We start from the raw sequence: 12,564 nt of genomic DNA, 5'->3' as shown, positions 1-12,564 counted from the left end.
GCGCAGGCCGAAGGCTGGGGTACCAGAAATCAGGAGGCGCCGGTCCCGGTGGGTATGGTCCCCCCGGACGTGTCGACGAACGGGGACGGTGGCGTGGTGCACAGGGAGTACGCCGGCGAGGGGCTCGACGAGGGCCAGCTCGCGGCGACGCCGCTCGAGCAGGTCCGCCGGTGGGTCGCGGACGCGGAGGCCCGGCAGGCCGAGCTCGGCGACGTCGCCGAGCCGACCGCACTGTCGGTGGCCACGGTCGACGCCGACGGCCGCCCCAACGTGCGCACCGTCCTCATGCGCTTCCTCGACGAGCGCGGCCCGGGGTTCGTCACCGACCTCGGGTCGGCGAAGAGCCGCGAGATCATCGCAACCGGCTCGGTCGCCGCGTCGCTGACCTGGCCGGCGATGTACCGCGCGGTCCGGTTCCGCGGCCGCGCGGTCCCGGTGGGTCGCGACGAGATCGCCGCGTACTTCGCGACGCGGCCCTGGGGGTCGCGGATCAGCGCGTGGGCATCGGACCAGTCGCAGCCGATCGCCGACCGCGCGGCGCTGGTCGCCGCCTACGAGCGGTTCGCGGCCCTCTACCCGGACACGGGCGCGCCGGACGACGTCCCGGTGCCCGACGGCTGGGGCGGCTGGCGGATCGACTGCGACGAGGTCGAGCTGTGGGCGGGTCGGCGGGACCGGCTGCACGACCGCCTGGTGTTCACGCGCGTCGCCGATGGCAACCTCGGCACGCCCGCAGCCTGGACGGTGCACCGCCGCCAGCCCTGAAATGCGATCGACCGCCCGGCCCCGTGCTGCCATCGTCGGCGAGATGGACCAGGAGCAGCTGTGGGACGCCGAGGCCGCGCACGAGTACGACACCCCCGGCACCGGCATGTTCGCGCCCGAGGTGCTGGGCCCGACCGTAGATCGGCTGGCAGCGCTCGCGGACGGCGGCCGGGCGCTCGAGCTCGCCATCGGCACCGGGCGGGTCGCCATCCCGCTCGCCGAGCGCGGGGTGCCCGTCGTCGGCATCGAGCTCTCGCGACCCATGGTCGACCAGCTCCGCACCAAGGTCGACGAGGCGACGATCCCCGTGGTGCTCGGGGACATGGCGACCGCGACCGCGTCGGGCGAGTTCCGCCTCGTCTACCTCGTCTTCAACACCATCGCGAACCTGCTCTCGCAGGAGGAGCAGGTCGAGTGCTTCCGCAATGCCGCGCGCCATCTGGTCCCCGGCGGCCGGTTCGTCATCGAGCTCTGGGTCCCCGAGCTCCGCAAGCTCCCGCCGGGAGCCGCCGCCACGGTCTGGCTCTCTGAGCCCGGATACATCGGCCTCGACACCTACGACGTCCTGCACCAGCGGGTCGTCTCGCACCACTTCCGGTTCGACGACAGCCGCAACGCCCGCCTGGGCCGCACTCCGCACCGGTACATCTGGCCCGCGGAGCTCGACCTCATGGCGCAGCTGGGCGGCTTCACGCTGGAGAGCCGGCACGCCGACTGGTCTGGCGCGGAGTTCACCGCCGACTCCCGCTCCCACGTCTCGGTCTACCGCCTGCCCGGCGACGGCCCTCACCGCGCTCGCATGACGTCGTAGCTGGCGTCAGAGCTCCCGGAGCACCTCGCGGGCGAACCGCTCGGACCGCTCGCGCAGCCCCTCGATGCGGCGCTGCACGACACCGACCGGGTCCTGCCCGGCCTCGATGATCGTCGGCTTGCGCCGGACGTTGGCGGAGCAGACGAAGTTCGTGCAGATCAGGGTGCCGATGGTGTCGCCGTTGCGGCCCGGGCTGCCGGCGCGGCGGGCGACGTACATCGAGACGTCCTCGGTGGCGATGACGTCCTCGCACCAGGCGCAGACGGCGCGGCGGCGCTTGGCGGTGCCCTCGGGCGAGCGCAGGGTGACGCCGACCAGGGTGTCCTCGACGGGCAGGACGACGTAGGCGCGCAGAGGCGCCTTGCGGTCGATCCAGCCCAGGTAGTCGAGGCGGTCCCAGCGCAGGTCCGCCAGGTCGGCGGGCAGGGTCAGCTGGGCGGCCTCGCGCTTCGAGCAGTTCACGAAGGACGCGCGGATCAACGGTTCGGTCAGGGGCTTCATGGGTCTCGGCTCTCGTGCGACGTGGGAAGGGAACTGATTCCCACCGGGGCACGCCGAACCACCGACTCGAGGTCGGTGGTGTCGCCGTTGAGGCGTCAGGCGTGCCGGGCGGGCGTCCGGTCGCCGGCTGAGCAGGCCTGGGCGGCCGCCTCGCTTCCCCGCTGCATCGTGATGCGCTCCGATCCGACGGCCGGGGGCTCGTCCCGCGGCACAGCTCGGCATCGATGGTGCGCCTCTGACGGCCGCGAGTCAAAGTCGCAACCGTCTAGTTGCGCCACGGTCTCGACGATGCAACTCTTGAGTTGCATCAAATAATCCACCGGAGGGATCGACCCATGACCCAGCAGCCTGCCGTCGTCGACACGGAGAGCTACACCGTCACCCGCACGGTGCACATCAAGGCGACACCCGCGCGGGTGTGGGCGGCCCTGACGCGCGACGACCTGATCTCCCAGTGGTTCGGCACCTCCGCGTCACTTCCCGACCTGCGCGTCGGCGGCGAGGGCACGTTCGGCTGGGCGGACTACGGCGAGTTCCCGGTGCGGATCGAGGAGTACGACGAGCCCGTGGTCTTCGCGTTCACGTGGGGCACGCGCGACGAGCCGATCCGCCCCGACAACTCCACGCTGGTCCGGTTCACGCTGGTCGAGGACGGCCAGGCCACGGTGCTCAGCGTCGTCGAGTCCGGCTTCGGACTGCTTAGCGGCGACCCCGTCGAGGCGATGAACTCCAACCGCGAGGGCTGGACCAGCGAGCTGGACGAGCTGGTCGCGTTCGTCGAGGCCACGCCGTGACCGCGACGCTGGTCCCCGTGTTCGCCGCGCTCGCCGACGACACCCGGTGGGCCGTCCTGCAGGAGCTGGGCCGCGCGGAGCTCTCGGCGTCGGCGCTGGCCACGCGCTTCCCGGTGTCCCGGCAGGCCATCGCGAAGCACCTGGCGGTGCTGGCCGACGCCGGCCTGGTCGAACCCGTCCGGGCCGGGCGCGAGATCCGGTACCGCGCGCTGGGTTCGCGGTTGAGCGAGACGGCGCGGGCGCTCGAGGCGATCGGCGCCGAGTGGGACCGCAGGCTGTCGGCGATCGCACGGATCGCGGAGTCCCTGTCGGACGAGGACGTCACGCCACCGGACTGACCTCGCGTGCGCGATCCTGGGGCGATGGAGCTCGAGTTCAGCGGCGAGATCATCTATTGGCGCGGACCGTCACCGTTCCACTACGTGCCGGTGCCGGAGGCGGAGAGCGCCAGCATCAAGGCCGTCTCGTCGATGATCACGTACGGCTGGGGCGTCATCCCCGTGCTCGCGCGCATCGACGACACCGAGTGGGAGACGTCGCTGTTCCCCAAGGACGGGCGCTACCTGGTCCCCGTGAAGGCCGTGGTGCGCAAGGCCGAGTACCTCGACGTCGGCGACACCGTCACCGTGCGGCTGATCCTGGGTGGCCCTCGCTAGGCGCCGACGAAAACGTCGCGGCCTCGACGTGGCACGACGGCTATCGTCGGCCGCATGCCTGCGCAGCCGCCGACCTCCTTCCCCACCGACGCCGCCGCCTGGCCGGACTTCCTTTCGACGACGATCGACGCGTCCCTCGACGACGCACGCGCCCTCGTCGCCACCCTGAAGGACGGCACGCCGCGCACGACCGCCGAGGTGCTCGCCCTGTGGAACGACGCCGACGTCGCGCTCGGCTCGGCGTCGGCCGCGGCGCACCTGCTGGCCGAGGTGCACCCGGACGCGGAGCTGCGGGCCGCCGCCGAGGAGCGCGCGCAGGCGGCCGAGGACCTGGGCACCGAGCGCGGCCTGGACCACGAGCTGTGGCAGGTGCTGGCGGCGACCTCCGCGGACGGCCTGGACGCCGGCGCGGCGCGCGTCCGCGAGCACGTGCTGCGCGACTTCCGACGGGCCGGCGTCGACCGCTCGCCCGAGGACCGCGACCGCCTGCGCGCGCTGGCCCAGCGGTGCACCGAGATCGGCCTGGAGTTCTCCCGGAACATCCGCGACGGCGTGCGCAGCATCAAGGTTCGTCCGGAGCAGCTGGACGGGCTGCCGGACGACTTCCGCGCCGAGCACCCCGCCGACGAGGACGGGCTGGTCACGCTGACCACCGAGTACCCCGACCTGCTGCCCGTCCGCACGTACGCGACCGATCCCGAGGTCCGGCTCGCGCTCACCCGCGAGCACCAGTCCCTCGGCTGGCCCGCCAACGAGCCGCTGCTGGCGGAGCTGCTGCGGCTGCGGGCCGAGCGCGCGACGCTGCTGGGCTACCCGGACTGGCCGACGTACGACGCCGAGGTCAAGATGATCGGTTCCGGCCAGGCGATCGCCGACCTCATCGAGCGCCTCGACGCCCTCACGGCGGCCCCGGCGGCGCGCGACGTCGACGTCATGCTCGCGCGCTACCGCCAGGACGTCCCCGACGCGGCGGCGGTCACCCCGGCGGACAACCTCTACTACGAGCAGGTCATCAGGCACGAGGAGTACGACGTCGACGCCCGCGCGGTCCGGGAGTACTTCCGGTACGAGGCCGTGCTGCCCGGCATCCTCGACGTGGTGCAGCGGCTGTTCGACATCTCGCTGCAGCCCGTCAAGGTCCCGACCTGGCACGACGACGTGGAGGTCTACGACGTCGCCGCCGACGGGTCGCTGATCGGCCGCGTCTACCTCGACATGCACCCGCGCACGGGGAAGTTCAACCACGCCGCGCAGTTCGGGCTGGTGCCGGGCATCGCCGGGCGGTCGCTGCCCGAGGGGGTGCTCGTCTGCAACTTCCCCACCGGCCTCATGGAGCACGACGACGTGCTGACGTTCTTCCACGAGCTGGGCCACCTGGTGCACGAGGTGCTCGGCGGCAGCCAGCCGTGGGCCATGTTCACGGGCGTCGCCACCGAGTGGGACTTCGTCGAGGCGCCGAGCCAGCTGCTCGAGGAGTGGGGCTGGGACGCGGGCGTGCTCGGGTCCTTCGCGACGAACGCGGCCGGGGAGCCCATCCCCGCCGAGCTCGTCGCCGCGATGCGCCGGGCCGACGGCTTCGCGCGCGGGGCGTGGACGCGCCGGCAGCTCAACTACACGGCCCTCTCGTACGGCCTGCACGCCGACCCGCCCGCCGACCTCGCCRCGTACACCGCCGACGTCGACGCCCGCTTCGGCCCGTACACGCCGATCCCCGACACCCACCAGTACGCCGGCTTCGGCCACCTCGACGGCTACGGGTCCGCGTACTACACGTACCTCTGGAGCCTGGTCATCGCGAAGGACCTGCGCACCGCGTTCACCGACGGTCTCATGGACCCGGTCGTCGGCCGTCGGTACCGTGAGTCGATCCTGGCGCCGGGCGGATCGGCCGACGCCGCCGACCTGGTCGAGAGCTTCCTCGGCCGTCCCTCGTCGTTCGACGCGTTCGAGGCCTGGCTGGAGGAGGGGGCATGAGCCGCACGGTCCAGCTGCGCCGCTACAACCTGAAGCCGCACCTGGTCGAGGAGTTCCTCGCGTGGTGGCCCACCCGCCTCGTGCCCGCTCGGGCGGCCTTCGGCTTCACCGTCGAGTCGGCGTACCTCAACCGGGAGGCTGCCGAGTTCACCTGGGCTGTGAGCGCCGAGGGCGACCGCGACGAGTTCCGGCGGCTCGAGCAGGCGTGGATGGCCTCGCCCGAGCGCGTCGCGGTGTTCGAGGGCATCGACGGGTGGAACGACTCGACCGTCATCGCGTTCGTCGAGCGGTTCGTCTGAGCGAGAGGGCGGCGTGCCGGCGCAGGCGTTCCTGCATGTCGGCGTACGAGGTCGCGGCCGGCGCCGGCTGGCCGTCGCGCACGGCGGTCGCCACCGAGACGGCGGCGTCGACCGCGGCGCGGTACGGCAGCGAGCCCGTGCTGACCCGGCGGATGCCGAGCTCACCCAGCTCGACCAGGCTCAGGCCGGGCGTGACCAGCACGTTCAGCGGGACCGGGATCTCGCGCGCGAGGATGTGCAGGTCGGCGGGGGTGAGCGCGTCCGCGACGAACGGGACGAAGATTCCGCCGGCGCCCGCGTCGACGTAGGCGAGCGCCCGGGCGACGGTCGCCTGGAGGGTCGCGTGCTGGTCGAACCAGAACGTGTCGACGCGCGCGTTGACGAACAGGTCCGGGGACGCCTGCGTGACGGCCGCGACCTTGGCCGCGTGGCGCGCGGTCTCGACCAGCAGGCCGTCGGTGCTGTCCTCGAGGTTGATGCCGGCGACCGGCAGGCTCGCGACGAAGGCCGCGACCGCCCCCGGGTCGTCGTCGTACCCGTCCTCGACGTCCGCCGAGACGGGCACGGGCAGCTGCGCGAGCTGCTGGACGAGCTCGCGGGTCGCGTCGCGGGAGGCGCGGCCGCCGTCGGGTCGGCCGGCCGCCGCGCCGACGCCGAAGCTGGTGGTGCCGACGGCCGGGAAGCCGGCGTTGGCGAAGGCCAGCGCCGAGCCGACGTCCCACGCATTCGGGAGGAGCAGCGGGACGGGCCCGGCGTGCAGGTCGCGGAACGTGGTCATGCGCCGAACGCCGCCCGCCAGAAGTCGCCGAACACGGGTGCCGGCTGCGGGGACGTCCAGGCGTCGGTGGTGAGCAGGATCGCGATGGTGTCGGTCACCGGGTCATTCCACCAGGTCTGCCCGAGGCCGCCGTCCCAGCCGTAGGTGCCGGCGTGCCGACCGTCGGGCGCGTCCGACAGGAAGACCCCGAGACCGAGCCCCCAGCCCTCGTGGCCGTCCGGGTCGTGTGCCCCGACGTGCGCGGACGTCATCGCGGTCACCGCCTGCGGGCCAGCACGGTCGCGCCGCGGGCGCGCAGCATCGTCGCGAACGCGTGCAGGTCCGCGACCGTCGACGCGAGCCCCGCGGCGGCGTCGGGGAACGCGGGTGGGCGCGCCCACTGGCCGTCGGCCTCGTCGTAGACGTCGTCGCCCAACCACTGGCGGTCCAGCCGCTCGGCGGGTACGTGGAACCCGGTCTCCGTCATGCCCAGCGGGTCGAGCAGGCGCTCGGCCAGCAGCTCGGGCAGCGGCCGACCCGCGGCGCGGGCCAGGAGGACGCCCAGCACCTGGGCGCTCGTGTTGTAGAGCCAACGCGTGCCGGGCTGCGCGATGAGCGGGACGCCGCCGACGATGCGCAGGAACTCGTCGGGGCTGGGCGACTGCTGCGGCGCGGGTGGCCCGACGGGCAGCCCGCGCTCCGCGAGCGCCCCGAGCACGGCGCCGGGGAACGGCCCGGCGAAGTCCACGCCGATGCCCAGCCGGAACTCGAGCACGTCCCGCACGGTGATGGGTCGGTCGGCGGGGACGGTGTCGTCGAGCGGGCTGTCGGGGTGGCGCAGCACGCGCCGGTCGGCCAGCTCCGGGAGCCACTCGTCGACGTCGTCGTCGAGCCCCAGCACGCCGTCGTCGATCAACGCCATCGCCAGCGCCGCCACCACCGGCTTGGTCACCGACGAGAGCCGGAAGATCGAGTCCGGCCGCGCGACGCCCGCGACGCCGCCGGTCACCGACCCGCCGCGGTCCACCAGCCACGCCGCCCCGTGCACCTCGCCCGACGCGACCCGCGCCCGGACCGCCCGCTCCACGTCCATGCGCCCACCCTGCACCGAAGCTCCGACATCGGCCCGCGGAGGGCCGGTCCGGGCGGCTCAGCCGAAGAGGTCGTCGAGGAAGCTGCTCGGGCGCTTCTTCTTCGTGCTCGAGTAGTAGTCATCGCGGTTGCGCCGGTCGTCCTCGGGGTGCCGCGCCGGCGCCGGTGCGGCGGTGCGTGAGCCGTAGTAGGGCGCTTCCGCGGCGGTGAGGTGCTCGAGCTCGCCGCGGTCGAGGAAGATCCCGCGGCAGCCGGTGCACTGGTCGATGGTCACTCCGTTGCGCTCGCTGAACGACCGAGGAGCGGGGAGGGTTTCCTCCGCCGAACGGCCGAGTCCGTGGGTGGGCGAACGACCGATGACCCGGGCGCCCGGAGTCGAGAGGCTCTCGTCAGGACGAGAAGCGGCCCGACGAGAGGCAGTGCGATGGTTCCGAAGCACGCGTGGCGCATCCCGGCCGGCCTGATCCTGCTGAGCCTGGTGCCGATGCTCGCGGGGTCGATCCGGCTGGCGGAGCTGGCCGGCGACCCCGCCGTGACGCCCGACAACGAGCGGTTCGTGACCATGCCGCTCCCGGTGGTGGTGCACATCGTGTCTGCCACGGTGTTCCTGCTGCTCGGGGCGTTCCAGTTCCACCCCGGGCTGCGTCGGCGTCGGCCCGCCTGGCACCGCCGGGCCGGTCGGGTGGTCGCGCCGGCGGGGATCCTCGCGGCGCTCGCGGGCCTCTGGATGGCGTCGTTCTCCGACCTGCCGGCGTCCGACGGGACGCTCCTCGAGGTGTTCCGGTGGGTGTTTGGGTCGCTCATGGTCGCGTCCCTGGTGCTCGGCGTGGTGTTCATCCGTCGGGGAGACGTCGTCACCCACAGCGCGTGGATGACCCGTGGCTACGCCGTCGGGCAGGGCGCCGGCACGCAGGCGCTGATCTTCCTGCCGTGGACGTTGGTGCTCGGCGCGCCCGGCCTGACGGCGCACGCGCTGCTCATGGGTGCGGCGTGGGTGATCAACCTCGCCGTGGCGGAGTGGATCATCCGCCGTCGGCGAGCCGTCGTCCGGGCGGCACGCCCCGAGGTGCTGGTGGCGACCTGACGGGTCTTCCCACGCGATGTCGTCGTCGGCCGCTATCGTCGCCGGGGCCGGACGACGACGGGAGACGCAGTGACCGACTGGGGACCGCTGCCGTACCACCGCGACGTCACGGCGATCCTCGAGCGCGAGAACCCGGTGGCCGTGGTCGCGCTGCGCCCGACGTCGGGAACGGGCCTCGACCAGCTGCTGCTGCGCCAGACCTATCGGGTCGACGCGACCGCGCACCCCGACGTGCACGCGGCGGTCCAGCGGGCGGCCGACGCCCTCGGGGTCACCGTGCCGATCGAGATCTACGTCGACGAGGGCGGTCAGGGCAGCAACGCCGAGCTGCTCTACGTGCCCGACAAGGCCGTGCTCGTGCTGACCGGCGGGACGCTCAACCTGCTGGACGCCGACGAGCTCTGCGCCGTCGCCGGGCACGAGCTGGCCCACCACGTGCTGTGGACCGCCGAGGGCGGCCGGTACCTCGCGGCGGCCCGGCTGCTGGACGCCGCCGAGTCGGATGCGCGCACGCCGTCGGAGTACCTGGAGACCGCCCGCCGGTTCCGCCTGGCCACCGAGCTGTACGCCGACCGCGGAGCCGTGCTCGCGTGCGGGTCGCTGATCACGACGGTCAGCGGCCTGGCCAAGGTGGTGACGGGGCTGACCAAGGTCGACGCCGCGGCGTACCTGCGGCAGGCGGCCGAGGTCGACTACAGCGTGCCGAGCGCCGGCACGACGCACCCGGAGACGGTGCTGCGCGCGTGGGCGCTGCAGGAGTGGAACGAGCGCGGCGCGGGGGCCGATCCCGCGGTCATGGCGGCGCTGGGCCCGCAGCTCGACCTAGGCGCGCTCGACGTGCTCGGGCAGGAGCGGCTCGCCGAGGTCACGCGGTCCCTGGTGTGGCTGCTGGTGGCCGACGACGTGGTGCGCAGCGACGAGGCGCTGACGCTGGCGGAGGGCTACGGCGTGCTCGTCGGCGCCCAGGAGCCCGCCCTCACCGATATGCCCGCCGACCTCCCGGCGGAGACCCGCACGTACCTCGCGGCGGTGCTGCTGGACTTCGGCACGGCCGACGACGGGCTCGAGGCGGTCGTGGCGCTCGCCCGCCGCGTCGGTCTGGCCACGGATCTGCTGGAGCTGATCGGCTCCGAGCTGGACCTCGGGCAGCGGGCCACGGCGAAGCTGGCGGCCGTCTGATGCGGCACCTGATCGGTCAGGCCGTCGCGCGTGGCGGGCTGCCGGCCGACGACGCCCTCGGCCTGCTGCTGCCCATGTTCCGCGCGGTGCAGTCGCTGCACGATACGGGGCGTGTCGCGCCGCTGCGGGGGCTGGACGCGCTGGGTCACGTCGACGACGAAGCCGTGACCATCGACGTCTCGCTCGCCGGGCCGCCGGTGCGCAACCGCGCCGCGATCGCGACGCTCGAGGTCTCCGGCGCGGTCGACGTCGAGCACCGCGGGACCGTCGAGTTCGACCTCACCGGTGAGGACGAGCCGTCCGTGGAGGCCGACGAGGGCGGGATGCGGATCGTCGCCGGCTGGCAGCGGTGGGAGCACCTGGTCGGCCACCACGACGAGCTGACCGACATCGGCAGCCTGGGTGAGCTGCTGGTGGCCCTCCTGTGCGGGATCGACCTCGCCGACGAGGGCGACGCCGCGCTGCTGCAGCGGCGGCGGAACAACCTCTTCGCGTTGGCCCCCGCACTGCACCCGGTGCTGGCCACCGTCGCCAGCTCGATGATCGCGCCGGACCGTCGTCGGCGGGCGCAGAGCCTGGCCGACGTGATCGGTCGGCTCGACACCTACCGCGACCAGCCCGAGGACTTCGACCTCGAGCGAGTGCTCGGCACCCGTCCCGACGCCCGCGCCGCCGTGCTGGAGAACCTGCGCGACCGGCTGTTCGACGCGTCGCGGCGCAACCCGCTGCTGCACTTCCGCCCCACGGGCCGGACCCTCAATCTCACCGAGGCGTCCGTGCCGCTGGTGCTCGACGTCCGCAACATCCGGGCGACGCAGCTGTTCACCTGGGGCGGCCCGGCCTCCGCGCGACTCGTGGACGGCAAGTCGGTCGACGTCGGCTCGGTGGTGCGCTGGGACGACGCCCCCTACGCGGCGGCGTCGCTGGACGCGATCATCTCGTCGGCCCGCCGCGACCGTGCCGAGTACGGGCGCGACCAGCTGCGGCTGGTCGTCGCGTTCCTGCGCTGGCACGACGTGAAGAACGACCCGGGCACGCCGATCGAGTCGCCGCTGGTGCTGGCGCCGGTCACGCTCACCAAGCAGCGCGGGGTGCGCGACGCCTACCGCCTGCAGCTGACCGGCACGACTGCCGAGGTCAACCCCGTGCTGCGGCACCAGCTGGACGAGCTGTTCGACCTGCGGCTGCCGGAGACGATCGACCTTGCCGACGAGGGCGCGGTCGAGCAGCTGCGCGCGAGCATCGAGAAGCAGGCCCGCGCGACGCAGCCCGCCGTGGTGGTCGGCCTCGTCGACACGCCCACGATCGAGCTGGTCCGGCACCGCGCGCAGGTGGCCCAGCAGGCATACCGCCGGCGCCGCCCGTCCACGCGCCCCACGTTCGGGCGTCGGCAGTACGCGTACTCCTACCGGCGGCCGGGCTGGGCGCCGCTGGGCGTGCAGATCTTCCGCGACCGGATCGAGCGCCGCCCCATTCCGTTGTCCGTCGAGCTGGGCGACCGGGCGGCGCCCCAGCACATGGTCGAGACCTTCACGGTGACGTCGACCGCCGACGACAACCCGTACACGTGGGATGTCGACCTCACCATGGTCACGCTCGCCAACTTCAACTACCGCACCCTCAGCCTGGTCCGCGACTACGACACCCTGCTGACCGAGCCGATGCCCAACGCCGCGTTCGACGAGCTGTTCTCGACCGCGCCGCGCGACGTCGCCCCGGTGGGCGCGACCATCCCGATGACCGACCGCTACCTGGTGGTCCCCGCCGACGCATCCCAGCTGGCCGCGGTCGCGCAGGCCCGGTCCGGCGACAACTTCGTCATCCAGGGTCCGCCTGGGACGGGCAAGTCGCAGACGATCACCAACCTGGTCGCGGACTTCGTCGCACACGGCAAGCGCGTGCTCTTCGTCTGCCAGAAGCGCGCGGCGCTCGACGTGGTGCACGCCCGGCTGCGGGCGCAGGGCCTCGACGAGATCTGCACGCTGGTGCACGACAGCCAGGAGGACAAGAAGGAGTTCGTCCACGGGCTGCGCGCCACGTACGAGCGGTGGCTCGCCGACGACGAGCCGCTGGAGGCGGTCGAGGCCCGGCGGACCGCGCTCATCGACGCCACGACCGCCGCCCTCGCGGAGGTCGGGCGGTACGAGGAGGCGCTCGGCGCCGACGGCGGGGGCGCGTCCGTGCAGGAGGTGCTCGAGCGGCTGGTGGCGCTGCGAGGTTTCCGCTGGGGCGCCGAGCTGGGGCCCGAGGAGCAGGCGCTCCTGCCCGAGCCGGGCGCCTGGGTCGCGGCGCGACCGCTGGTCGACGCCCTGGTGGGCGCTCTCGCGCGCGCCGGTGCGCCGGCGGTCCTGTCCCGCACCCCGGTCCGGCTGCTCGACCTCGCGGTGCTCGACCAGCCGCGCGCCGACGCCGTCGTGGCGTGGCGAGCTGAGGAGGCCCTGCGGGCGATCGACGCGGTGCTCACGGTGCTGCTGGCGGCCGGAGCGTCGGCCGACGGCGAAGGTCTCACCGTGGACGACGCCGACGCCGTCGGGCAGATGCACGCGGTCCTCGGGCCGCTGGTGGAGCGTGGGCTGGGCGACGCGGTCACGCCGCGCTCGCGCGAGGCCCGTCGGCTGGAGGACGCGGCCGCGGCCTGGCGCGAGACCGAGG

15 protein-coding genes are annotated in these 12,564 nt (G+C 73.5%); 10 read left to right on the top strand and 5 right to left on the bottom strand.

Going from position 1 to position 12,564, the window contains the following annotated elements:
• The first annotated feature begins 96 nt into the window (after positions 1-96).
• Positions 97-765 (top strand): pyridoxamine 5'-phosphate oxidase, encoded by a 669-nt coding sequence (pdxH, locus tag AC1DYZ_RS07715; RefSeq protein WP_477064626.1) that lies wholly within the window; start codon positions 97-99, stop codon positions 763-765.
• Positions 766-808: 43 nt separating this feature from the next.
• The gene (locus AC1DYZ_RS07710) at positions 809-1,576 is read left to right on the top strand and encodes a class I SAM-dependent methyltransferase (RefSeq protein WP_477064625.1); all 768 of its coding nucleotides are present in this window, start codon (positions 809-811) and stop codon (positions 1,574-1,576) included.
• 6 nt (positions 1,577-1,582) lie between these two features.
• On the opposite strand, the gene AC1DYZ_RS07705 is transcribed toward AC1DYZ_RS07710, so the two are convergent.
• Positions 1,583-2,077 (bottom strand): FBP domain-containing protein, encoded by a 495-nt coding sequence (locus tag AC1DYZ_RS07705; protein ID WP_477064624.1) that lies wholly within the window; start codon positions 2,075-2,077, stop codon positions 1,583-1,585.
• Between the two features lie 335 nt (positions 2,078-2,412).
• On the opposite strand from AC1DYZ_RS07705, the gene AC1DYZ_RS07700 reads away from it, so the two are divergent.
• From AC1DYZ_RS07700 to AC1DYZ_RS07680, 5 genes are read left to right on the top strand one after another with little or no spacing between them, the layout of a single operon-like run.
• Entirely contained in the window at positions 2,413-2,871 is a 459-nt protein-coding gene (locus tag AC1DYZ_RS07700; protein WP_477064623.1) for an SRPBCC family protein, read from the top strand.
• The gene (locus AC1DYZ_RS07695; protein ID WP_477064622.1) at positions 2,868-3,209 is read left to right on the top strand and encodes an ArsR/SmtB family transcription factor; all 342 of its coding nucleotides are present in this window, start codon (positions 2,868-2,870) and stop codon (positions 3,207-3,209) included. Before AC1DYZ_RS07700 ends, AC1DYZ_RS07695 begins: the two co-directional genes overlap by 4 nt.
• Before the next feature lie 24 nt (positions 3,210-3,233).
• The gene (locus AC1DYZ_RS07690; RefSeq protein ID WP_477064621.1) at positions 3,234-3,527 is read left to right on the top strand and encodes a DUF1905 domain-containing protein; all 294 of its coding nucleotides are present in this window, start codon (positions 3,234-3,236) and stop codon (positions 3,525-3,527) included.
• Between the two features lie 54 nt (positions 3,528-3,581).
• A complete protein-coding gene (locus AC1DYZ_RS07685; RefSeq protein ID WP_477064620.1) occupies positions 3,582-5,501 on the top strand; it encodes a M3 family metallopeptidase in 1,920 nt (639 codons plus the stop codon).
• Positions 5,498-5,800 (top strand): hypothetical protein, encoded by a 303-nt coding sequence (locus AC1DYZ_RS07680; RefSeq protein ID WP_477064619.1) that lies wholly within the window; start codon positions 5,498-5,500, stop codon positions 5,798-5,800. Before AC1DYZ_RS07685 ends, AC1DYZ_RS07680 begins: the two co-directional genes overlap by 4 nt.
• On the opposite strand, the gene AC1DYZ_RS07675 is transcribed toward AC1DYZ_RS07680, so the two are convergent.
• From AC1DYZ_RS07675 to AC1DYZ_RS07660, 4 genes are read right to left on the bottom strand one after another with little or no spacing between them, the layout of a single operon-like run.
• Positions 5,772-6,578: an isocitrate lyase/PEP mutase family protein gene (locus tag AC1DYZ_RS07675; protein ID WP_477064618.1), complete on the bottom strand. Its 807-nt coding sequence runs from the start codon at positions 6,576-6,578 to the stop codon at positions 5,772-5,774. The two genes, AC1DYZ_RS07680 and AC1DYZ_RS07675, sit on opposite strands and share 29 nt — an antisense overlap.
• Positions 6,575-6,829 carry a serine hydrolase gene (locus AC1DYZ_RS07670; protein WP_477064617.1) on the bottom strand — a complete coding sequence of 85 codons (255 nt, stop codon included), beginning with the start codon at positions 6,827-6,829 and terminating at the stop codon, positions 6,575-6,577. Before AC1DYZ_RS07670 ends, AC1DYZ_RS07675 begins: the two co-directional genes overlap by 4 nt.
• 5 nt (positions 6,830-6,834) lie before the next feature.
• On the bottom strand, positions 6,835-7,650 hold the full coding sequence (locus AC1DYZ_RS07665) for a serine hydrolase domain-containing protein (RefSeq protein WP_477064616.1): 816 nt from the start codon (positions 7,648-7,650) through the stop codon (positions 6,835-6,837).
• A 57-nt stretch (positions 7,651-7,707) separates the two neighbouring features.
• The gene (locus AC1DYZ_RS07660; protein WP_477064615.1) at positions 7,708-7,923 is read right to left on the bottom strand and encodes a TFIIB-type zinc ribbon-containing protein; all 216 of its coding nucleotides are present in this window, start codon (positions 7,921-7,923) and stop codon (positions 7,708-7,710) included.
• Positions 7,924-8,073: 150 nt separating this feature from the next.
• On the opposite strand from AC1DYZ_RS07660, the gene AC1DYZ_RS07655 reads away from it, so the two are divergent.
• The 3 genes from AC1DYZ_RS07655 to AC1DYZ_RS07645 form a co-directional block, all read left to right on the top strand.
• A complete protein-coding gene (locus AC1DYZ_RS07655) occupies positions 8,074-8,733 on the top strand; it encodes a DUF2306 domain-containing protein (RefSeq protein WP_477064614.1) in 660 nt (219 codons plus the stop codon).
• A 69-nt stretch (positions 8,734-8,802) separates the two neighbouring features.
• A complete protein-coding gene (locus tag AC1DYZ_RS07650; RefSeq protein ID WP_477064613.1) occupies positions 8,803-9,912 on the top strand; it encodes a M48 family metalloprotease in 1,110 nt (369 codons plus the stop codon).
• On the top strand, positions 9,912-12,564 hold a 2,653-nt coding region (locus AC1DYZ_RS07645), incomplete at its 3' end, for a DUF4011 domain-containing protein (RefSeq protein ID WP_477064612.1). The genes AC1DYZ_RS07650 and AC1DYZ_RS07645, both read left to right, overlap by 1 nt.

It is taken from the genome of Cellulomonas sp. P1_C4 (assembly GCF_056406355.1).
The sequence above is the reverse complement of the archived record's forward strand: the minus strand, read 5'-3'. Positions and strand labels throughout refer to the sequence as shown.

What these genes read in the sequence shown, in the direction of transcription:
- AC1DYZ_RS07705 (WP_477064624.1), bottom strand. Translation starts at nt 2,077, where the DNA reads ATGAAGCCCCTGACCGAACCGTTGATCCGCGCGTCCTTCGTGAACTGC.
- AC1DYZ_RS07665 (WP_477064616.1), bottom strand. Translation starts at nt 7,650, where the DNA reads ATGGACGTGGAGCGGGCGGTCCGGGCGCGGGTCGCGTCGGGCGAGGTG.
- AC1DYZ_RS07675 (WP_477064618.1), bottom strand. Translation starts at nt 6,578, where the DNA reads ATGACCACGTTCCGCGACCTGCACGCCGGGCCCGTCCCGCTGCTCCTC.
- AC1DYZ_RS07680 (WP_477064619.1), top strand. Translation starts at nt 5,498, where the DNA reads ATGAGCCGCACGGTCCAGCTGCGCCGCTACAACCTGAAGCCGCACCTG.
- AC1DYZ_RS07670 (WP_477064617.1), bottom strand. Translation starts at nt 6,829, where the DNA reads ATGACGTCCGCGCACGTCGGGGCACACGACCCGGACGGCCACGAGGGC.
- AC1DYZ_RS07700 (WP_477064623.1), top strand. Translation starts at nt 2,413, where the DNA reads ATGACCCAGCAGCCTGCCGTCGTCGACACGGAGAGCTACACCGTCACC.
- AC1DYZ_RS07655 (WP_477064614.1), top strand. Translation starts at nt 8,074, where the DNA reads ATGGTTCCGAAGCACGCGTGGCGCATCCCGGCCGGCCTGATCCTGCTG.
- AC1DYZ_RS07710 (WP_477064625.1), top strand. Translation starts at nt 809, where the DNA reads ATGGACCAGGAGCAGCTGTGGGACGCCGAGGCCGCGCACGAGTACGAC.
- AC1DYZ_RS07690 (WP_477064621.1), top strand. Translation starts at nt 3,234, where the DNA reads ATGGAGCTCGAGTTCAGCGGCGAGATCATCTATTGGCGCGGACCGTCA.